We start from the raw sequence: 20,193 nt of genomic DNA, 5'->3' as shown, positions 1-20,193 counted from the left end.
TTACGCGACGATTTTGGAAACGACGCCGGCGCCGACGGTGCGGCCGCCTTCGCGGATGGCGAAGCGAAGCTTCTCTTCCATCGCGATCGGAACGATCAGTTCCACGTTCATTTCCACGTTGTCGCCGGGCATCACCATCTCAACGCCCTCGTTCAGCGTCACGACACCGGTCACGTCCGTCGTCCGGAAGTAGAACTGCGGACGGTAGTTCGTGAAGAACGGGGTGTGGCGACCGCCCTCTTCCTTGGTCAGGATGTAGGCTTCGGCAACGAACTTGGTGTGCGGGGTCACAGAACCGGGCTTGCACAGCACCTGCCCGCGCTCCACCTGGCTGCGGTCGATACCGCGGATCAGAGCACCGATGTTGTCACCAGCCTGGCCCGAATCGAGCAGCTTGCGGAACATCTCGACGCCGGTCACCGTGGTCTTCTGGGTCGCCTTGATCCCGATGATCTCGACTTCCTCGCCAACCTTGACGATGCCGCGCTCAACCCGACCGGTCACAACCGTGCCACGACCGGAAATCGAGAACACGTCTTCGACCGGCATCAGGAAGGGCTGATCCACGGGGCGCTCGGGCTGCGGAATGTAGTCGTCCACAGTCTTCATCAGCTCCAGGATCGCGTCATGGCCGATCTCGGGACGCTTGTCCTCGAGTGCCATCAGCGCAGAACCCTTGGTGATCGGAATGTCGTCACCGGGGAACTCATAGGACGAGAGAAGCTCGCGAACCTCGAGCTCGACCAGCTCAAGAAGCTCCTCGTCGTCGACCTGGTCGACCTTGTTGAGGAACACAACAAGCGCCGGAACGCCAACCTGGCGGGCGAGCAGAATGTGCTCGCGCGTCTGGGGCATCGGGCCGTCGGCAGCCGAGACCACAAGGATCGCGCCGTCCATCTGCGCCGCGCCGGTGATCATGTTCTTCACATAGTCCGCGTGACCGGGGCAGTCCACATGCGCATAGTGGCGCTTCTCGGTCTCGTACTCGACGTGCGCCGTCGAGATCGTGATACCGCGGGCCTTCTCTTCGGGCGCCTTGTCGATCTGGTCGTAAGCGGAGAACGTCGCACCGCCCGTCTCGGCCAATACCTTCGTGATCGCAGCCGTCAATGACGTCTTGCCGTGGTCAACATGGCCAATCGTGCCAATGTTGCAGTGCGGCTTCGTGCGGCTGAACTTTTCCTTACCCATCGTCCGTCTCCATGGTCGCAGCGCCTCGGCGCCGCTCAGTGTCTCTTAAATGAACTCGATCAGGCGTATTTGGCCTGGACTTCGTCGGCGACCGCCTGCGGCACCTGCTCGTAATGGCCGAACACCATCGTGTACTGCGCGCGTCCCTGGCTCATGGAGCGGAGGGAGTTGACGTACCCGAACATGTTGGCCAGCGGCACGAAGGCGTTGACCACCTGCGCAATACCGCGAGATTCGGTGCCCTGGATCTGGCCGCGCCGGGAGTTCAGGTCGCCGATGACGTCGCCCATATACTCTTCCGGTGTGACCACTTCGACCTTCATGATCGGCTCGAGCAGCTTGGCCCCTGCCTTCTGAAGGCCTTCACGGAAGCCGGCCCGGCCGGCAATCTCGAACGCGAGGACCGAGGAGTCGACGTCGTGATACGCGCCGTCCACCAGGGTTGCCTTGACGTCCACGATCGGAAAGCCCGCAAGGATACCGGCGCCCATAACGGACTCGATGCCCTTGGACACGCCGGGGATGTATTCCTTGGGAACCGAACCACCGACGATCTTGCTCTCGAAGCTGAACCCCGCGCCCGGATCGTTGGGCTCGATGACCATCTTCACACGAGCGAATTGGCCCGAACCACCCGACTGCTTCTTGTGGGTGTAATCGATCTCTGCAACCCGGGTGATCGTCTCACGATACGCAACCTGCGGCTGACCGATATTGGCCTCAACCTTGAACTCACGCTTCATGCGATCGACCAGAATGTCGAGGTGAAGCTCGCCCATGCCCGAAATGATCGTCTGGCCCGATTCCTCATCCGAGCGGACCCGGAAGCTGGGATCCTCGGCAGCCAGGCGCTGAAGGGCGAGGCCCATCTTCTCCTGGTCGGCCTTGGACTTGGGCTCCACGGCAATGTCGATCACCGGATCGGGGAAGATCATGCGCTCGAGGATCACCTGGCTCGCCGGCGTGCACAGCGTATCACCGGTGGTGGTGTCCTTGAGACCCACGATCGCGACGATATCGCCCGCAAAAGCCTCCGAGATCTGCTCGCGGCTGTTGGAGTGCATCTGGAACATGCGACCGACGCGTTCACGCTTGTCCTTGACCGTGTTCTGCAGCTGCGCACCTGCCTCGAGCTTGCCCGAATAGACGCGGCAGAAAGTCAGCGAACCCATGTGCGGGTCGTTGGCAATCTTGAAGGCCAGCATCGAAAGGGGCTCGTCGTCGTCAGCGTGACGCTCGATCGGCTCCTCGGTCTTGGCGTCGATACCACGAATGGCCTCGATGTCGTTCGGAGCGGGCAGAAAATCCACCACTGCATCCAGAAGCGGCTGCACGCCCTTGTTCTTGAACGCGGAACCACACAGAACGCCAAAGAAGTCGTTGCGGATGATGCCCTTGCGGAGCAATTTGCGGATCGTATCGTTGTCCGGCATCTCGCCTTCCAGATACGCTTCCATCGCAGCTTCGTCGAGTTCGACGGCGGCCTCGATCATGCTCTCGCGATACTCGTCCGCCTTGGCCTTGAGGTCTTCCGGAATGTCGAGGACGTCCCAGGACGCACCAAGCTGCTCGCCGTTCCAGACATAGGCCTTCATCTCGATGAGATCGACTACGCCGGCAAACTCGTTCTCGGCGCCGATCGGGAGCTGCAGCACAACGGCCTTGGCACCCAGGCGCTCGCCGATCATCTCGACCGAGCGGTAAAAGTCGGCACCGATCTTGTCCATCTTGTTCACGAAGATGAGGCGCGGAACGGCGTATTTGTCGGCCTGGCGCCAGACGGTCTCGGTCTGGGGCTCCACACCGGCGTTGGCGTCGAGCAGCGCTACGGCACCATCGAGCACGCGGAGCGAACGCTCCACTTCGATGGTGAAATCCACGTGGCCCGGTGTATCGATGATGTTGAAGCGGCGCTTCTTGCCGTCACGGCCCTGCCAGAACGTGGTCGTGGCAGCGGACGTGATGGTGATGCCGCGCTCCTGCTCCTGCTCCATCCAGTCCATGGTGGCTGCGCCATCATGGACTTCACCGATCTTGTGGCTCTTGCCGGTGTAGAACAGAATCCGCTCGGTCGTGGTCGTCTTGCCGGCATCGATGTGAGCCATGATGCCGAAATTGCGATAGTCTTCGATCTTGTATTCGCGGGCCATTTCAGATCGTCCTTACCAGCGGTAGTGCGAGAACGCACGGTTGGCATCGGCCATCCGGTGCGTGTCTTCGCGCTTCTTTACGGCCTGACCGCGCCCGTTGAGCGCATCCATGAGCTCGCCGGAAAGGCGACCAACCATGGTCTGTTCGCCGCGCTTGCGCGCGGCGTCGATCAGCCAGCGGATAGCGAGCGCCTGCTGGCGCTCGGTGCGCACTTCGACGGGAACCTGGTACGTCGCACCACCAACACGGCGGGAACGCACCTCGACGGCCGGACGGATATTTTCCAGCGCGGCATGAAATGCCTGCACGGGGTCCTGCTTGGTCCGCTCTTCAACGACGTCGAATGCGCCGTAAACGATGCTCTCGGCGGACGACTTTTTGCCGTCCTTCATGAGCGAATTCATAAACTTGGAAACGACGAGATCACCGAACTTGGGATCGGGGTTGATCTCACGCTTTTCTGCACGATGCCGACGGGACATTTGCTAGATCTCTCCTTACTTCGGCCGCTTCGCGCCGTACTTGGAACGACGCTGCCTGCGATCCTTCACGCTCTGGGTATCCAGAACGCCGCGCAGCACGTGGTACCGCACGCCCGGAAGGTCACGCACACGCCCGCCACGAATGAGCACAACCGAGTGCTCCTGCAGGTTATGGCCTTCACCCGGAATATAGGTGATGACCTCGCGCTGGTTGACCAGCCGCACCTTGGCAACGCGGCGCAGAGCGGAGTTCGGCTTCTTCGGCGTCGTCGTGTAGACGCGGGTGCAAACGCCGCGCTTCTGCGGGTTCGCCTCCATGGCCGGAACCTTGTTCCGCTTCGGCTTCGCCTGCCGGGGCTTGCGGATCAACTGATTAATGGTCGGCATGTCGCTCGAACCCTCTTTTCATCCGTAACAGACACAATCTTCTTCGTTATCCGCAACATGAGAGCGGCGCCCGCACAGGCTTCAGAGAAACCCGCGGCGCCAAGAAAGCAGAGGATCACCCCCGGTTAAGGAGACGATCATGCGCCCAAGACTTGTTGCGTCTAACGTACCCGACAGTGTGTTTGACCGGCTTGGATGAGGGGCATTGGGCGCCTCGCATCGTCCCGCTGGTCACGACCGACCGTTAAGGTATGGCGCGTATTACGCGTATGATTCCGACTCGTCAAGGCATTCCGGGGATTTTTCGGGATTCAGCGCCTTAGGGCGGGCGCATCGCCGGCCAAATGTCTCTGGCCCCTGCCCCACAATGCAAAAAGGGGCCCCCGAAGGGCCCCTTTCTCAATTCAACCGATAGTGACCGAACTATTCGGCCGGGGTATCGGGCGCAGGTTCGGCTGGAGCCGACGGAGCGGCAATCGCCACCGTCTCGGCCTGACGCCGACGCTCGTCGAGAATCAGGTCGTCGCGGCGGGTAGCCACCTGGCGCACATTGGAAATCCGCGCACCTGTACCTGCCGGGATGAGCCGGCCGACAATGACATTCTCCTTCAGGCCCTCGAGAAGATCCGCCTTGCCCGAGACGGCAGCCTCGGTCAGCACGCGGGTGGTCTCCTGGAACGAAGCGGCCGATACGAACGAACGGGTCTGCAGCGACGCCTTGGTGATGCCCAGGAGCACCGGCACGGCGGTCGCGGGCTTCTTGCCATCGGCAATGAGCTGCTCGTTGAGTTCGTCGAAGTCGATCCGGTCGATCTGCTCTTCCTTGAGCAGACCGGATTCTCCGGCCTCGGTGATTTCCACCTTCTGGAGCATCTGCCGGACGATCACCTCGATGTGCTTGTCGTTGATGAGCACGCCCTGGAGGCGGTAGACCTCCTGGATCTCGTTGACCAGATACTTCGCCAGTTCCTCGACGCCCTTGATTGCCAGGATGTCATGGGGGGCCGGGTTGCCGTCCATGATGTACTCGCCCCGCTCGATGGGATCACCTTCCTGCAAATGGAAGGGCTTGCCCTTGGGGATCAGGTACTCGACGGGCTCCATGCCGTCCTCGGACGGCTCAATGATGATCCGGCGCTTGTTCTTGTAGTCGCGACCGAACCTGATCGTGCCATCGATTTCGGCTATGATTGCGTGGTCCTTGGGACGGCGTGCCTCGAACAGTTCCGCCACGCGCGGCAGGCCGCCCGTGATGTCCTTTGTCTTGGCGCTCTCGAGCGGAATACGCGCGAGAACATCGCCCTGGGCGACCCGGTTGCCCGGCTCGACCGCAATCACCGCATCCACGCTGAGCAGATAGCGCGCATCCGTGCCGCGATCGGACTTGAGCACCTGGCCGGAAGCCCCCACCGAGATCGCCGGGCGCAGCCCATCACCTCGCTGGTTGGACCGCCAGTCGATGACCAGACGCTTGGTGAAGCCCGTGGTCTCGTCCGTGGTTTCGGCCACCGAAGTGCCGTCCACAAGATCCTCGAAGATCACCTCGCCCTCGACTTCCGAGAGCACCGGACGGGTATAGGGATCCCACTCGGCGATACGCTGGCCGCGCTTGACCTGATCACCCTCGTTCACCCGCAGACGGGCGCCGTAGTTGACCTTGTGCACCGACCGGTCCTTGCCCTCGCCGTCGACGATGGCAATGGATACGTTCCGGCCCATGATGACGGTGTGGCCATCCGAGTTGGTGGCGATGTTCTTGTTGCGGAACGTCACCTTGCCCTCGGCGCCCGCTTCCAGATACGAGCTGTCCACCACCTGGGCGGTGCCGCCGATATGGAACGTGCGCATGGTCAGCTGGGTGCCCGGCTCACCAATGGACTGAGCCGCGATAACGCCCACGGCTTCGCCCATGTTCACCGGAGTACCACGTGCCAGATCGCGGCCGTAGCAGACCGCACAGCAGCCCTGACGGACTTCGCAGGTGAGCGGCGAGCGGATACGGACCTGCTGGACCTTGGCCTCTTCGACGCGATCGGCATCGGCCTCGTCCATAAGGGTGCCGCGTGCAACCAGAACCGTATCGGTCCCAGGCTCCATGATGTCCTCAGCCGAGACACGGCCGAGAATACGCTGGCCGAGAGAGGCCACCACCTGACCGGAGTCGATGATCGCTTCCATGGTCAGACCGTTGTCGGTCCCGCAATCGTCATCGGTGATGATCGCATCCTGTGCGACGTCCACCAGGCGACGGGTGAGGTAGCCCGAGTTCGCGGTCTTGAGCGCGGTATCGGCCAGACCCTTACGAGCACCGTGCGTGGAGTTGAAGTACTCGAGAACGGTCAGGCCTTCCTTGAAGTTCGAGATCACCGGCGTTTCGATGATTTCGCCCGACGGCTTGGCCATGAGGCCGCGCATTCCGGCGAGCTGTTTCATCTGGGCCAGCGAACCACGAGCACCCGAGTGGCTCATCATGTATACCGAGTTGATCGGAGCCTGACGTCCGGTCTCAGGATCGGTCTCGATGGCCGAGATGCGCTTCATCATCTCGTCGGCCACCTTGTCACCGCACTTGGCCCAGGCGTCGACGACCTTGTTATACTTCTCGCCGTGGGTGATCAGGCCGTCATTGTACTGCTGCTCGAACTCCTCGACCTGGGTGCGGGCATCGCCCACGATCTTGGCCTTGGTGTCGGGGATGACCATGTCGTCCTTGCCGAACGAAATGCCGGCGCGACAGGCCTGCTTGAAGCCAAGGTCCATGACCCTGTCGCAGAAGATCACGGTCTCCTTCTGGCCGCAGGAGCGGTAGACGGTGTCGATCACCTTGGAGATGGCCTTCTTGGTCATCAGCTGGTTGGCGACCTCATAGGGCACCGCGTCCGGCAGCAGCCGGCCAAGGATCATGCGGCCCGGGGTCGTTTCCACGATCTGGGTCGTCACGTTCCCATCGGCATCGAGCGCACGCACCCTGCCCTTGATCTTGGTGTGCAGGGTAACAGCCTTGGTCTCGAGCGCTGCTTCGAGCTCACCGATATTGGAGAAGGCCATGCCCTGCCCGGGCTCGCCTTCCGCCATCAGCGAAAGGTGGTAGAGCCCCAGAACGATGTCCTGGCTCGGCACGATGATCGGCTGGCCGTTGGCCGGGTGCAGGATGTTGTTGGTCGACATCATCAGCACGCGGGCCTCGAGCTGGGCCTCGAGCGAAAGCGGAACGTGAACGGCCATCTGGTCGCCGTCAAAGTCCGCGTTGAACGCGGCGCAGACCAGCGGGTGAAGCTGGATGGCCTTGCCCTCGATCAGGATCGGCTCGAACGCCTGGATGCCCAGACGGTGGAGCGTCGGCGCGCGGTTGAGCAGCACGGGGTGCTCACGGATAACCTCGTCGAGGATATCCCACACTTCCGGCTTTTCCTTCTCGACCAGCTTCTTGGCCTGCTTGACCGTCGAGCTCAGGCCCTTGGCGTCCAGCCGCGAATAGATGAACGGCTTGAACAGTTCGAGCGCCATCTTCTTGGGCAGGCCGCACTGGTGCAGCTTGAGCTCGGGGCCCACGGTGATCACTGAACGGCCCGAATAGTCGACGCGCTTGCCCAGCAGGTTCTGGCGGAACCGGCCCTGCTTGCCCTTGAGCATGTCCGAAAGCGACTTGAGCGGGCGCTTGTTGGCACCGGTGATGGTGCGGCCACGGCGACCGTTGTCGAAGAGCGCATCGACGGCTTCCTGCAGCATGCGCTTCTCGTTCCGGATGATGATGTCCGGAGCACGCAGCTCGATCAGGCGCTTGAGGCGGTTGTTGCGGTTGATCACGCGACGATAGAGATCGTTGAGGTCCGAGGTCGCGAACCGGCCGCCATCGAGCGGAACCAGCGGACGCAGCTCGGGCGGAATGACCGGAATCACAGTCATGATCATCCATTCGGGCTTGTTGCCCGAAACGATGAACTGCTCGACGATCTTGAGACGCTTGGCCAGCTTCTTGGGCTTGAGTTCGGTGGTCGCCTCGGCGATCTCCACCCGCAGGTCCGCGGCGAGTTTCTCGAGGTCGAGCGAAGCGAGCAACTCGCGCACAGCTTCCGCGCCGATCATGGCGGTGAAGGCATCGGGACCGTACTGGTCCTGCGCATCGAGATATTCTTCTTCGGTGACGAGCTGGTTCTGGCTGAACGGTGTCAGGCCGGGCTCGATCACCACATAGTTCTCGAAATAGAGAATCCGCTCGACATCCTTGAGGGTCATGTCGAGAAGCTGGCTGATCCGGGACGGCAGCGACTTCAGGAACCAGATGTGGGCGACCGGCGCGGCCAGTTCGATGTGGCCCATGCGCTCGCGCCGCACGCGGCTGAGCGTAACTTCCACGCCGCACTTCTCGCAGATGACGCCCTTGAACTTCATCCGCTTGTACTTGCCGCACAGGCACTCGTAGTCCTTGGTCGGGCCGAAGATACGCGCGCAGAACAGGCCGTCACGCTCGGGCTTGAACGTGCGGTAGTTGATGGTCTCGGGCTTCTTGATCTCACCGAACGACCAGCTCAGGATTTTCTCGGGGCTCGCAATGTTGATCTTGATCTGATCGAACACCGGCGCGCTGGCCTGGGAATTGAAGGGGTCCATGACATGCTGATGATGATTCATCGTGTCTCTCCTTGGCGCCCGGGCGATGCTTCCGAAGGATCGGCGCATCGCCCCTTTTCACGGGCGGGAAAACGGGATCGGTAGGGAGCGGCGGATTATTCCGCCGCGTCCGCAGGAGGTGCGAGTTCCGGATCCCCTCCGGGCTGGTCCGACTCGGCTTCGGATTCCGTCAGCTCGACATTGAGGCCGAGAGACCGGATTTCCTTGACCAGCACATTGAAGCTTTCGGGAATACCTGCTTCGAACGTGTCGTCGCCCCGCACGATGGCCTCGTAGACCTTGGTGCGGCCGGCCACGTCGTCAGACTTGACCGTCAGCATTTCCTGAAGCGTGTAGGCCGCCCCGTAGGCTTCCAGTGCCCAGACTTCCATCTCGCCGAAGCGCTGGCCGCCGAACTGCGCCTTGCCGCCCAGCGGCTGCTGGGTCACGAGGCTGTACGGGCCGATCGAACGGGCGTGGATCTTGTCGTCGACAAGGTGGTGCAGCTTGAGCATGTAGATGTAGCCCACCGTCACCGACCGGTCGAAAGCTTCGCCTGTCCGCCCGTCATAGAGCGTCGACTGGCCCGAGGCATCGAGCCCCGCCCTTTCGAGCATCTCCACGATATCGGCTTCCTTTGCACCGTCGAACACCGGCGTGGCGATCGAGACACCCTTGGACACCTGCTGGCCGAGACGGACAACGCCGTCGTCGTCCAGATCGGCGACGTATTCGTCACCCTCATAGAGCGCGCCGATCTCTTTTTTGAGCGGCGTGATGTCCTTGGACTGCCGGTAGGCCTCGAGCATCTTGTCGATCTTGTTGCCCATGCCGCGGCAGGCCCAGCCAAGGTGGGTCTCGAGGATCTGACCCACGTTCATCCGGCTCGGCACGCCGAGCGGGTTGAGCACGATGTCAACCTGAGTGCCGTCCTCGAGGAACGGCATGTCCTCGACCGGCATGATCCGGCTGATGACACCCTTGTTGCCGTGCCGGCCGGCCATCTTGTCGCCCGACTGGATCTTCCGCTTGGTCGCAACGAAGACCTTGACCATCTTCATCACGCCGGGAGGCAGCTCGTCACCACGCTGGAGCTTGTCGACCTTGTCGATGAACCGCTGCTCGAGAAGCTTCCGGCTCTCGTCGTACTGAGCCTGAAGCGCCTCGATCTCGGACATGACCTTGTCGTCCTCGACCGCAAACTGCCACCACTTGGAGCGGCCATGCGCATCAAAGATCGAGTCGTTGAGCTTGGTGCCCGCGACATAGCCCTTGGGGCCCGAGGTCGCGGCCTTGCCGAACAGCATCTCCTTGAGACGGGCATAGACGTTCCGGTCCAGGATGGACTGTTCGTCGTCCCGGTCCTTGGCCAGCCGCTCGATTTCCTCGCGCTCGATGGCCATCGCGCGCTCGTCCTTGTCGATGCCGTGGCGATTGAACACCCGCACCTCGACCACGATGCCCGCGTCCCCGGGGGGGATGCGCAGCGACGTGTCGCGAACGTCGGAAGCCTTCTCGCCGAAGATGGCGCGCAGCAGCTTTTCTTCCGGAGTCATCGGGCTTTCGCCCTTGGGCGTGATCTTGCCCACGAGGATATCGCCGGCCTGAACCTCCGCACCGATATGCACGATACCCGCTTCGTCGAGATTCTTGAGCGCTTCTTCCGAAACGTTGGGAATATCGCGGGTAATTTCTTCGGGCCCGAGCTTGGTGTCACGCGCCATGACTTCGTACTCCTCGATGTGGATCGAGGTGAACACGTCGTCCTTGACGATCTTTTCGCTGAGCAGGATCGAGTCTTCGAAGTTGTACCCGTTCCAGGGCATGAACGCGACGAGCACGTTCCGGCCGAGGGCAAGGTCGCCCAGCTCGGTCGAGGGACCATCGGCGATGATGTCCCCTGCCTGCACGTGGTCACCCACATTGACCAGCGGACGCTGGTTGATGCAGGTCGACTGGTTCGAACGCTGGAACTTCATAAGATTGTAGATGTCGACGCCCGACTTGGACGCATCGGTCTCTTCGGTCGCGCGGATAACGACACGGGTCGCATCCACCTGATCGACGATACCGCTGCGGCGCGCGGAAATCGCTGCACCCGAATCCCGGGCCACAACCGATTCCATGCCCGTGCCCACATAAGGGGCTTCGGCACGCAGAAGCGGCACGGCCTGACGCTGCATGTTCGAGCCCATCAGAGCGCGGTTGGCGTCGTCGTTCTCAAGGAACGGGATCAACGAAGCAGCCACCGAAATGACCTGCTTGGGCGAAACGTCCATCAGGTCGACAAGCTCGCGCGGGGTCAGGGACGGCTCGCCGGCATGCCGGGCGATGACCATCTCGTTCACGAACGCGCCGTTGTCTCCGATATTGGCATTGGCCTGGGCAACGTAGTGCTTGGCCTCTTCCATCGCCGAGAGATAGACCACGTCATCGGTGACCTTGCCGTCGACAACCTTGCGATACGGGGTCTCGATGAACCCGTACTTGTTGACGCGCGCGAACGTCGCCAGCGAGTTGATCAGACCGATATTCGGCCCTTCCGGCGTCTCGATCGGACAGATGCGGCCATAGTGCGTCACGTGAACGTCGCGCACTTCAAAGCCCGCGCGCTCGCGGGTCAGACCGCCCGGCCCAAGCGCCGAAAGACGGCGCTTGTGGGTGATCTCCGAAAGCGGATTGGTCTGATCCATGAACTGGCTGAGCTGGGACGAGCCGAAGAACTCGCGCACCGCTGCAGCGGCCGGCTTGGCGTTGATCAGGTCCTGGGGCATGACCGTATCGATCTCGACAGAGCTCATCCGCTCCTTGATCGCACGCTCCATGCGCAGCAGGCCGAGGCGGTAATGGTTCTCCATCAGCTCGCCGACCGATCGCACGCGCCGGTTGCCCAGATTGTCGATATCGTCGATCTCGCCGCGGCCATCGCGCAGATCCACGAGGGTGCGTACGACCTCAACGATGTCTTCCTTGCGCAGCACGCGCACGGTGTCCTCTGCGTGCAGGTCCAGACGCATGTTCATCTTCACGCGTCCCACGGCCGAAAGGTCGTAGCGCTCGGGATCGAAGAACAGCGACTTGAACATCGCCTCGGCGGTCTCGATGGTGGGCGGCTCGCCCGGACGCATGACGCGATAGATGTCAAAGAGCGCGTCCTCGCGGGACTCGTTCTTGTCCACGGCCAGCGTGTTGCGGATATAGGCGCCCACATTGATGTGATCGATATCGAGGATCGGAAGCTCGTTAAAGCCCTTCTCCACGAGCGCGGCCAGCACCTTCTCGTCGATCTCGTCACCGGCTTCGGCAAAGATCTCACCCGAGTCCAGGTCGACAATGTCCTGGGCCAGATACATCCCATAGAGGTCTTCATCATTGACCAGCAGATGGGTCGTACCGGATTCCACGATCTTCTTTGCGGCACGCGCAGTCAGCCTTGTGCCGCCTTCGTGCACCACGTCACCGCTGTCGGCGTCGATCAGGTCGAGGAGCGGCTTGGACCCCTTGAGCTTTTCGGCATCGAACGGCTTGCGCCAGCCCTTGTCGCTCTTGGAGTAGATCTGGGTGTCGTAATAGGTCGTCAGGATTTCTTCGGCATCCAGCCCCAGCGCCTTGAGCAGCGAGGTGACCGGAATCTTGCGCCGACGATCGATGCGCGCGAAGACCACGTCCTTGGCATCGAACTCGATATCGAGCCAGGAACCGCGATAGGGAATGATGCGGGCCGCAAACAGCAGCTTGCCCGACGAATGGGTCTTGCCCTTGTCGTGATCAAAGAACACGCCGGGAGAGCGGTGCATCTGGGAGACGATCACACGCTCGGTGCCGTTGACGATGAACGTACCATTGGACGTCATGAAGGGCATGTCGCCCATGTAGACGTCCTGCTCCTTGATGTCCTTGACTGAACGCGCGCCGGTGTCCTCGTCGACCTCGAACACGATCAGGCGCAGCGTCACCTTGAGCGGCGCGGCGAACGTCATGTCGCGCTGACGGCACTCTTCGGTGTCGTATTTGGGCTGCTCGAACTCGTAGCGCACGAATTCCAGGCTCGCGGTATTGGAGAAATCGGTGATCGGGAAAACCGACCGGAAGACCGACTGCAGCCCTTCATCGCCGCGCCCGGCTTCGGGCTCGTCGACCAGCAGGAACTGGTCATAGGAGGCCTTCTGAACCTCGATGAGGTTCGGCATCTCCGTGACTTCGCGAATTGAACCGAAGGACTTGCGCACCTTGCGGCGGCCATTGAACGTGGTACCCATATACCCGTTTCCTCTCGTATCGAATGTCTCGGAGGCAGCTGTTCAAAGAATCGACAATCAGCCGTCGGTTCTTTGAACAGGTGCCCAAACGGGTCTTTCGCCCGTCATGTCGCCTGTAGGCGACACTGCCCGGATCTCTGCCGGACCGCCTGCCCCTGTAGGGCAGAAACGGGACGGCCCCCGAAAAGGGCCGTCCCGCAAGCATGCAAGAAAGAGACGAACTACTTGAGTTCGACCTTGGCGCCGGCTGCTTCCAGCTTTGCCTTGATGTCTTCGGCTTCTGCCTTGTTGACAGCTTCCTTGACGGCCTTGGGAGCGCCTTCGACCAGGTCCTTGGCTTCCTTCAGGCCCAGGCCGGTGATGGCACGGACTTCCTTGATGACGTTGATCTTCTGAGCACCGGCTTCGGTGAGGACGACATCGAATTCGTCCTTTTCCTCGGCAGGAGCTTCAGCGGCAGCGCCGCCAGCAGCAGCAACGGCCACGGGAGCGGCGGCGGAAACGCCCCACTTCTCTTCAAGCATCTTGGACAGCTCGGAAGCTTCCAGGACGGTCAGCGCGGACAGCTCGTCCACAAGTTTCTCAAGATCAGCCATTTGGGTACTCTCTTTTAAGTTCTGGTTTCAGTTCGAACCGTGGGGATCGGGTCAACCGCGCCACTACGCAGCTTCGCCCTTATCCGCATAAGCGGAGATGACGCGAGCCACCTGTCCACCGGGTGCCTGCAGGACTGCTGCGATCTTGGCGGCAGGCTGCGTGAGCAGACCTGCGAGCTTTGCGCGCAGTTCGTCCAGCGAGGGCAGATCGGCCAGCGCCTTGACGCCATCGGCGTCGAGTTCGGTTGCTCCCATTGCGCCGCCGAGGATCACGAACTTGGAGTTCTTGTCGGCAAACGTCTTGGCGACTTTCGGCGCCGTGATGGGATCTTCCGAGTAGGCGAGGACCGTCGGGCCGGTAAGAAGGCTCGAGATGTCCGCTATGTCGGAGTCTTTAAGAGCGAGCTTGGCAAGGCGGTTCTTGGCGACCTTCACCTGTCCGCCGGCCTGCTTCATCTGCCTGCGAAGGCTTTCGAATTCAGACACCGACAGACCGGTATAGTGAGCGACGACAACCGCGCCCGAGCCGGCAAATGCCTGCTGGAGCGAGGAGACGACCTCAGCTTTTTCCGCTCTATCCACTGCTACTCTCCACGTGAGAGCCCGGTCGCTCATCGACCGGACCGTTGCAATATGCCCTGCCCTTTAAAGAGGCAAAGGCGGTGCAGCGCCTGTGGGCCACAGGGACCCGGTTCGAACCGAAACGAAACACTGGCCGACTGGGCCCATATCTCGTCCGGTTGTCACCCCATCTATTGGTGGCGTCCGGGAGCTCCCGGCGATTATGACGGCCAGCCGGCCATCACCACACAGTCTCGGACAGGACTTTACCGGCAAGGAATTTCCTCCCTGCCGGCATCCCGGGCAGCCGGAACCGCCCGAAATCTCGTATGCCGTCGATCCTAGTTCAGGACCGAGGACGGATCGACATGGACGCCCGCGCCCATCGTCGAGGACACCGCGACACGCTTGAAATACGTGCCCTTTGCGCCCGAAGGCTTCGCCCGGTTGACCGCATCGGTCAGCGCCTTGATGTTCTCAACGAGATGTTCGTCAGAGAACGAGGCCTTGCCGACGCCGGCATGGATGATGCCGGCTTTCTCGACGCGGAACTCGACGGCGCCGCCCTTGGCGGCCTTGACCGCACCGGCGACGTCGGGGGTCACGGTGCCGACCTTGGGATTCGGCATCAGGTTGCGCGGACCCAGGATCTTGCCGAGGCGACCGACGAGCGGCATCATGTCCGGCGTTGCGATGCAGCGGTCGAAGTTGATGTTACCCTTCTGGATCTCTTCGGCGAGATCGTCGGCACCCACGATGTCGGCGCCTGCGGCCCGGGCCTCATCGGCCTTGGCGTCCTTGGCGAACACGGCCACGCGGACCGTCTTGCCAGTACCGTTGGGCAGGTTCACGACGCCACGGACCATCTGGTCGGCGTGACGCGGGTCGACACCCAGGTTCATCGCCAGTTCGACAGTCTCGTCGAACTTGGCGGTTGCGCGTTCCTTGACGAGCTTGATCGCGTCGGAAACGGGATACAGCTTCTTGCGATCGATGCCGTCACGGATTTGCTTGGTGCGCTTTGCAATCTTGGCCATATCGCTTACCCCTCGACCTGCAGACCCATGGACCGGGCGGAACCGGCGACCATGCTCATGGCGGCATCGACGGTATCTGCGTTGAGGTCCTTCATCTTCTTTTCGGCGATCTCACGCACCTGGTCCTGGGACAGGGTGCCGGCGCTGTCATGGCCCGGCTTCTTGGAGCCGGACTTGAGGTTGATCGCCTTCTTGATGAAATAGGTCACCGGCGGAAGCTTCATCTCGAATGTGAAGCTCTTGTCGGCGAAGGCGGTGATCACGACCGGGATCGGGGCGCCCTTCTCCATTTCCTGCGTAGCCGCATTGAAGGCCTTGCAGAATTCCATGATGTTGAGTCCACGCTGACCGAGGGCCGGGCCGATCGGGGGCGAGGGAGTCGCCGATGCCGCGGGCACCTGCAACTTGATATAGCCTGTAATCTTCTTTGCCATCTTCGTTCCTTTCAGTAGACCGCCAAAACGGCCATTTGGTGACGGTGTGGTCCGAGAGGTTCACCGGCGGATGGCAACCGCCGCTCTCTCCCACACAGTATGCGCCCCGAGGTGCGCTGCGGATCAGACCTTTTCGACCTGTCCGTATTCCAGTTCGACCGGCGTCGGACGCCCGAAGATCGACACCTCGACCTTGAGGCGCGAGCGCTCTTCGTCGACTTCCTCGACAATGCCCGAAAAGCTCGCGAACGGCCCGTCCGCCACGCGGACATTTTCGCCGATCTCGAAGCTGATCGAGGGCTTGGGACGATCGACCCCCTCCTGCACCTGCTGGAGGATGGACATCGCCTCGCGCTCGGAAATCGGCTGCGGCTTGTTGTCCGCGCCAAGGAACCCCGTGACCTTCGGCGTGTTCTTGATCAGGTGGAACGTCTCGTCGGTCAACTCCATCTTCACGAGCACATAGCCCGGGAAGAACTTACGCTCCGCATCGACCTTGCGGCCACGGCGCACTTCAGTGACCTTCTCGGTCGGTACGAGCACATCCTCGAACAGATGATCAAGCCCGGTCGAGACAACCTTTTCCCGGATGGACTCCGCGACCTTGCGTTCGAAGTTCGAATACGCCTGAACGATATACCAGCGCTTGGCCATTGTTATGAATTACCCCGGACTATCGGATCGAAAGCAGCAATCCGACGAAAAATTGGATGATCTGGTCTGCCGCGAGAAAGAACAGACTCGCAAAGATGACCATGACCAGAACCATGATCGTCGAAATCAGCGTTTCATTACGGGTCGGCCACACGACCTTGGAAACCTCGGTGCGGACCTGCTGAATGAACGTGAACGGGTTAGTTCGGGCCATGAATTGCTCGATACCTGCTGGGCTTCCGGGAGTGCGTGACCATACGCTATCGCCGCGCGAGTCGCTTCGCACGGCCAAGAGTGGCCTATCTAGACCCTAGACACACCTAAAGCAAGTCCGATGCCGTTTTTTTCCTGCCGCTGCCGGAACGAGGCTGGCGGGCCAGGCGATTGGCAATAAAAAAGGGCGGCCAGTTGGCGGCCGCCCACAACTTATATCACGGCTTTTCGTGCGCTCAAAGCTTGAGGCGGCGCCATGGGTGATGCTTGCTGTCCTCGTGCTGGCTGGTGGCAACGAGATAGCCCACGAGGAACCCGAGCGCCCCGGCGATGGTCAACGCCGTAGTGGTCGCTGCCGGCGCCTTGCGCGCCACGTCGAAGACGGCTTCCGCCTCATCCTGCGCATGGCGCACGGCGCGCTGGGCAGACCGCCCGACCCCGTGCAGACCTTCCTCCGCACCCTCGCGCAATTCATCGAGATTGAGCCCCTGCTCGGAAAGCGTGCTCGTGATGTGCTTGAGCTGCTTGCGCAGGTCCTCGACCTGGGTCTCAAGGGTGTTACGGATATCGTCCGATGACATGTTGCGATTACTCCCCGCTGGTCATGGTCAAAGAAACGCCCTCGCCTAGATTCGGTTCCGCAGCTCATCGAGATCCTGCATGCAGGCCTCGATCTCCGATTTCAGCGCCCGGCGGTCCGTATCCCCGCGTGGTCCACGGCCGGCCAGCGCCGCCGAAAGCTCGGCTATGGCGCGCTGGAGCTTGGCAAGTTCGGCAACGGCCGACATTGGCATTCCTTTCTATGCGGCAGGTTTGGCAGCACATCTGCCCTGCTCCGCTCCTCATACATGGCCGACTCTGGATGGTATACCCTCAAGGGCGGACCACTCGCCCCCGGTTTCGGGGGTACGCGAGGCCCGGAGGGTCGGGTAGCGTCACCCTCCAACCTTCCTTCCGCCATGGAGTCCTTCCGATGATTTCTCGCATCGGCCGCCTGCTCGGCACGGCTCTCGGTGCGCTGTCCGGCCGGGGCCGCATCACGAGCCTCACTGCCGCGATCGATGCGCACAAGGCCGGCAATTATGCGCGCGCGTATCCGGCCTTGCGCCGCTGGGCGGAGGCAGGCGAGCCCGAGGCCCAATGCCGTGTGGGGACCATGTATCAGTTCGCCCACGGAGTGGCGCGCGATCACCAGGCAGCATTCCACTGGTATGAACGCGCGGCGCTGGCCGGGCATCCGCGTGCCCAGTATCACGCGGCCATCTGCTGCGCCTTGGCACGCGGCGTCAGTCGCGATCACACAAGGGCCGCGCACTGGTTCCGCAAGGCCGCCGACCAGGGTCACGTCCATGCCCAGCATGACCTTGCGGTCTGCTACCGCGAGGGCCTGGGGGTCGAACAGGACGATGCCGCTGCAGCCCGATGGTTCGCACAGGCTGCGGATCAGGACGACGCCGCCGCCCAGTATTGGCTCGGCTATCTGCACGAATGGGGACTGGGCGTCGACCGGAATCTGCCCAGGGCTGCAGCATTGTTCCGCCGCGCAGCCGATCAGGGATTTGCACAGGCCCAGTTCCGCCTGGGCTTGTGCTGCCGAGACGGCATCGGCATCGTGCAAGACCGTGAGGCTGCCCACGCCTGGTTTGCCCGCGCGGCAGCACAAGGCGACAATCTCGCCAAGCTTTCGCTCGAAGCCATGGACAGGCCGAACAGCGCCTGAGCTTCGGAGCAACTCTCGGCACTCTTGTATGATGTCAGGGTATCTGGGGGATGTCGCCAGCAGGGCCCTTGGTGGCATGAGCGACTGGCAGGGGCGGAGGGACTCGAACCCACGGCCCTCGGTTTTGGAGACCGATGCTCTACCAACTGAGCTACACCCCTGCAATGGCCCCTGATCTACTGAGAATGCCCGCCCAAGGCAAGGGCATTTCTCAGATTTCGCAGGACTTATTGGCCGGTGCCGGATGAATCATCGGGCCCCGGCGGCCCTGCAATGGGCCAGCGCAGCGCGTCGAACCCAGCCAATCGCTGCCCCTCGAGCATCAACCCCTCTTTCTCGAGCGCGACGAGCTGGATCAGTTGTACCGGCGTTCGGTCCTCGGGCCGTTTGAACCGGCCTTGCTTGGGCACCACCCGATGGACCGGCGCGCCGTGCCGCTCGGCTCGAGTGAGTGCGCCCAATAGCATGGAGACGCGCTTCGGGGGGACGTCCAATGCCGCGGCCAGATCGGCTGCGGTCGTCACGCGCCCGGGCGGCACGGTCCCGATCATATCGAGAAGCGCGGTCTTCGTCCCGATATCGCCAGACGTCATCGATCATTCCTCGAAACCAAAAAGGGCGGCCCCTTGGGACCGCCCTCGATTCTGCCCCGCGCCCGGAAGCCGGGCAGGCCAGCCCGGATCGTGCGGGGCGATGGTCGCCGATTACGCGACGATTTTGGAAACGACGCCGGCGCCGACGGTGCGGCCGCCTTCGCGGATGGCGAAGCGAAGCTTCTCTTCCATCGCGATCGGAACGATCAGTTCCACGTTCATTTCCACGTTGTCGCCGGGCATCACCATCTCAACGCCCTCGTTCAGCGTCACGACACCGGTCACGTCCGTCGTCCGGAAGTAGAACTGCGGACGGTAGTTCGTGAAGAACGGGGTGTGGCGACCGCCCTCTTCCTTGGTCAGGATGTAGGCTTCGGCAACGAACTTGGTGTGCGGGGTCACAGAACCGGGCTTGCACAGCACCTGCCCGCGCTCCACCTGGCTGCGGTCGATACCGCGGATCAGAGCACCGATGTTGTCACCAGCCTGGCCCGAATCGAGCAGCTTGCGGAACATCTCGACGCCGGTCACCGTGGTCTTCTGGGTCGCCTTGATCCCGATGATCTCGACTTCCTCGCCAACCTTGACGATGCCGCGCTCAACCCGACCGGTCACAACCGTGCCACGACCGGAAATCGAGAACACGTCTTCGACCGGCATCAGGAAGGGCTGATCCACGGGGCGCTCGGGCTGCGGAATGTAGTCGTCCACAGTCTTCATCAGCTCCAGGATCGCGTCATGGCCGATCTCGGGACGCTTGTCCTCGAGTGCCATCAGCGCAGAACCCTTGGTGATCGGAATGTCGTCACCGGGGAACTCATAGGACGAGAGAAGCTCGCGAACCTCGAGCTCGACCAGCTCAAGAAGCTCCTCGTCGTCGACCTGGTCGACCTTGTTGAGGAACACAACAAGCGCCGGAACGCCAACCTGGCGGGCGAGCAGAATGTGCTCGCGCGTCTGGGGCATCGGGCCGTCGGCAGCCGAGACCACAAGGATCGCGCCGTCCATCTGCGCCGCGCCGGTGATCATGTTCTTCACATAGTCCGCGTGACCGGGGCAGTCCACATGCGCATAGTGGCGCTTCTCGGTCTCGTACTCGACGTGCGCCGTCGAGATCGTGATACCGCGGGCCTTCTCTTCGGGCGCCTTGTCGATCTGGTCGTAAGCGGAGAACGTCGCACCGCCCGTCTCGGCCAATACCTTCGTGATCGCAGCCGTCAATGACGTCTTGCCGTGGTCAACATGGCCAATCGTGCCAATGTTGCAGTGCGGCTTCGTGCGGCTGAACTTTTCCTTACCCATCG

The 20,193-nt window shown here is 62.0% G+C and carries 17 protein-coding genes and 1 tRNA gene; 1 reads left to right on the top strand and 17 read right to left on the bottom strand.

Annotation, left to right across the window (positions count from 1 at the left end; translation table 11 throughout):
- The 14 genes from tuf (EO136_RS04840) to EO136_RS18540 all read right to left on the bottom strand — a co-directional run bounded on the left by tuf (EO136_RS04840) (position 1) and on the right by EO136_RS18540 (position 17,364).
- On the bottom strand, positions 1-1,191 hold the full coding sequence (tuf, locus tag EO136_RS04840) for an elongation factor Tu (RefSeq protein ID WP_127143157.1): 1,191 nt from the start codon (positions 1,189-1,191) through the stop codon (positions 1-3).
- A gap of 59 nt (positions 1,192-1,250) precedes the next feature.
- On the bottom strand, positions 1,251-3,341 hold the full coding sequence (gene fusA, locus EO136_RS04835) for an elongation factor G (protein WP_127143339.1): 2,091 nt from the start codon (positions 3,339-3,341) through the stop codon (positions 1,251-1,253).
- 12 nt (positions 3,342-3,353) lie between these two features.
- The gene (gene rpsG / locus EO136_RS04830) at positions 3,354-3,824 is read right to left on the bottom strand and encodes a 30S ribosomal protein S7 (protein ID WP_127143338.1); all 471 of its coding nucleotides are present in this window, start codon (positions 3,822-3,824) and stop codon (positions 3,354-3,356) included.
- Between the two features lie 15 nt (positions 3,825-3,839).
- Positions 3,840-4,211: a 30S ribosomal protein S12 gene (gene rpsL / locus EO136_RS04825; protein ID WP_127143337.1), complete on the bottom strand. Its 372-nt coding sequence runs from the start codon at positions 4,209-4,211 to the stop codon at positions 3,840-3,842.
- 423 nt (positions 4,212-4,634) lie between these two features.
- A complete protein-coding gene (rpoC, locus tag EO136_RS04820) occupies positions 4,635-8,843 on the bottom strand; it encodes a DNA-directed RNA polymerase subunit beta' (protein ID WP_127143336.1) in 4,209 nt (1,402 codons plus the stop codon).
- 95 nt (positions 8,844-8,938) lie between these two features.
- The gene (rpoB, locus tag EO136_RS04815; protein ID WP_127143335.1) at positions 8,939-13,081 is read right to left on the bottom strand and encodes a DNA-directed RNA polymerase subunit beta; all 4,143 of its coding nucleotides are present in this window, start codon (positions 13,079-13,081) and stop codon (positions 8,939-8,941) included.
- 221 nt (positions 13,082-13,302) lie between these two features.
- Positions 13,303-13,677 carry a 50S ribosomal protein L7/L12 gene (gene rplL, locus EO136_RS04810; protein ID WP_127143334.1) on the bottom strand — a complete coding sequence of 125 codons (375 nt, stop codon included), beginning with the start codon at positions 13,675-13,677 and terminating at the stop codon, positions 13,303-13,305.
- A 63-nt stretch (positions 13,678-13,740) separates the two neighbouring features.
- On the bottom strand, positions 13,741-14,259 hold the full coding sequence (gene rplJ / locus EO136_RS04805) for a 50S ribosomal protein L10 (protein WP_127143340.1): 519 nt from the start codon (positions 14,257-14,259) through the stop codon (positions 13,741-13,743).
- A 320-nt stretch (positions 14,260-14,579) separates the two neighbouring features.
- On the bottom strand, positions 14,580-15,275 hold the full coding sequence (rplA, locus tag EO136_RS04800) for a 50S ribosomal protein L1 (protein ID WP_127143333.1): 696 nt from the start codon (positions 15,273-15,275) through the stop codon (positions 14,580-14,582).
- A gap of 5 nt (positions 15,276-15,280) precedes the next feature.
- Positions 15,281-15,709 (bottom strand): 50S ribosomal protein L11, encoded by a 429-nt coding sequence (gene rplK / locus EO136_RS04795; protein WP_127143332.1) that lies wholly within the window; start codon positions 15,707-15,709, stop codon positions 15,281-15,283.
- A 123-nt stretch (positions 15,710-15,832) separates the two neighbouring features.
- Entirely contained in the window at positions 15,833-16,363 is a 531-nt protein-coding gene (gene nusG / locus EO136_RS04790) for a transcription termination/antitermination protein NusG (protein ID WP_127143331.1), read from the bottom strand.
- Positions 16,364-16,382: 19 nt separating this feature from the next.
- A complete protein-coding gene (gene secE, locus EO136_RS04785) occupies positions 16,383-16,577 on the bottom strand; it encodes a preprotein translocase subunit SecE (protein WP_127143330.1) in 195 nt (64 codons plus the stop codon).
- A gap of 235 nt (positions 16,578-16,812) precedes the next feature.
- The gene (locus tag EO136_RS04780; RefSeq protein WP_127143329.1) at positions 16,813-17,157 is read right to left on the bottom strand and encodes a hypothetical protein; all 345 of its coding nucleotides are present in this window, start codon (positions 17,155-17,157) and stop codon (positions 16,813-16,815) included.
- 45 nt (positions 17,158-17,202) lie between these two features.
- Positions 17,203-17,364, bottom strand: a complete 162-nt coding sequence (locus EO136_RS18540) for a hypothetical protein (RefSeq protein ID WP_164730442.1) — start codon at positions 17,362-17,364, stop codon at positions 17,203-17,205.
- A 185-nt stretch (positions 17,365-17,549) separates the two neighbouring features.
- Between EO136_RS18540 and EO136_RS04775 the strand changes: the two genes are divergently transcribed.
- Positions 17,550-18,296, top strand: a complete 747-nt coding sequence (locus EO136_RS04775; protein WP_164730441.1) for a tetratricopeptide repeat protein — start codon at positions 17,550-17,552, stop codon at positions 18,294-18,296.
- An 85-nt stretch (positions 18,297-18,381) separates the two neighbouring features.
- On the opposite strand, the gene EO136_RS04770 is transcribed toward EO136_RS04775, so the two are convergent.
- From EO136_RS04770 to tuf (EO136_RS04760), 3 genes are all read right to left on the bottom strand, one after another.
- Positions 18,382-18,457 (bottom strand) — tRNA-Trp (locus EO136_RS04770).
- A 66-nt stretch (positions 18,458-18,523) separates the two neighbouring features.
- On the bottom strand, positions 18,524-18,889 hold the full coding sequence (locus EO136_RS04765; protein ID WP_127143327.1) for an MGMT family protein: 366 nt from the start codon (positions 18,887-18,889) through the stop codon (positions 18,524-18,526).
- A gap of 111 nt (positions 18,890-19,000) precedes the next feature.
- On the bottom strand, positions 19,001-20,191 hold the full coding sequence (gene tuf / locus EO136_RS04760) for an elongation factor Tu (protein WP_127143157.1): 1,191 nt from the start codon (positions 20,189-20,191) through the stop codon (positions 19,001-19,003).
- Positions 20,192-20,193 lie beyond the last annotated feature (2 nt).

This window comes from Pelagibacterium montanilacus (genome assembly GCF_003992665.1).
In the GTDB taxonomy this organism is placed as follows: domain Bacteria; phylum Pseudomonadota; class Alphaproteobacteria; order Rhizobiales; family Devosiaceae; genus Pelagibacterium; species Pelagibacterium montanilacus.
This window is presented reverse-complemented; position numbering and strand designations above follow the sequence as displayed.

What these genes read in the sequence shown, in the direction of transcription:
- tuf (WP_127143157.1), bottom strand. Translation starts at nt 1,191, where the DNA reads ATGGGTAAGGAAAAGTTCAGCCGCACGAAGCCGCACTGCAACATTGGC.
- fusA (WP_127143339.1), bottom strand. Translation starts at nt 3,341, where the DNA reads ATGGCCCGCGAATACAAGATCGAAGACTATCGCAATTTCGGCATCATG.
- rpsG (WP_127143338.1), bottom strand. Translation starts at nt 3,824, where the DNA reads ATGTCCCGTCGGCATCGTGCAGAAAAGCGTGAGATCAACCCCGATCCC.
- rpsL (WP_127143337.1), bottom strand. Translation starts at nt 4,211, where the DNA reads ATGCCGACCATTAATCAGTTGATCCGCAAGCCCCGGCAGGCGAAGCCG.
- rpoC (WP_127143336.1), bottom strand. Translation starts at nt 8,843, where the DNA reads ATGAATCATCATCAGCATGTCATGGACCCCTTCAATTCCCAGGCCAGC.
- rpoB (WP_127143335.1), bottom strand. Translation starts at nt 13,081, where the DNA reads ATGGGTACCACGTTCAATGGCCGCCGCAAGGTGCGCAAGTCCTTCGGT.
- rplL (WP_127143334.1), bottom strand. Translation starts at nt 13,677, where the DNA reads ATGGCTGATCTTGAGAAACTTGTGGACGAGCTGTCCGCGCTGACCGTC.
- rplA (WP_127143333.1), bottom strand. Translation starts at nt 15,275, where the DNA reads ATGGCCAAGATTGCAAAGCGCACCAAGCAAATCCGTGACGGCATCGAT.
- rplK (WP_127143332.1), bottom strand. Translation starts at nt 15,709, where the DNA reads ATGGCAAAGAAGATTACAGGCTATATCAAGTTGCAGGTGCCCGCGGCA.
- nusG (WP_127143331.1), bottom strand. Translation starts at nt 16,363, where the DNA reads ATGGCCAAGCGCTGGTATATCGTTCAGGCGTATTCGAACTTCGAACGC.
- secE (WP_127143330.1), bottom strand. Translation starts at nt 16,577, where the DNA reads ATGGCCCGAACTAACCCGTTCACGTTCATTCAGCAGGTCCGCACCGAG.
- EO136_RS04780 (WP_127143329.1), bottom strand. Translation starts at nt 17,157, where the DNA reads ATGTCATCGGACGATATCCGTAACACCCTTGAGACCCAGGTCGAGGAC.
- EO136_RS18540 (WP_164730442.1), bottom strand. Translation starts at nt 17,364, where the DNA reads ATGTCGGCCGTTGCCGAACTTGCCAAGCTCCAGCGCGCCATAGCCGAG.
- EO136_RS04775 (WP_164730441.1), top strand. Translation starts at nt 17,550, where the DNA reads ATGATTTCTCGCATCGGCCGCCTGCTCGGCACGGCTCTCGGTGCGCTG.
- EO136_RS04765 (WP_127143327.1), bottom strand. Translation starts at nt 18,889, where the DNA reads ATGACGTCTGGCGATATCGGGACGAAGACCGCGCTTCTCGATATGATC.
- tuf (WP_127143157.1), bottom strand. Translation starts at nt 20,191, where the DNA reads ATGGGTAAGGAAAAGTTCAGCCGCACGAAGCCGCACTGCAACATTGGC.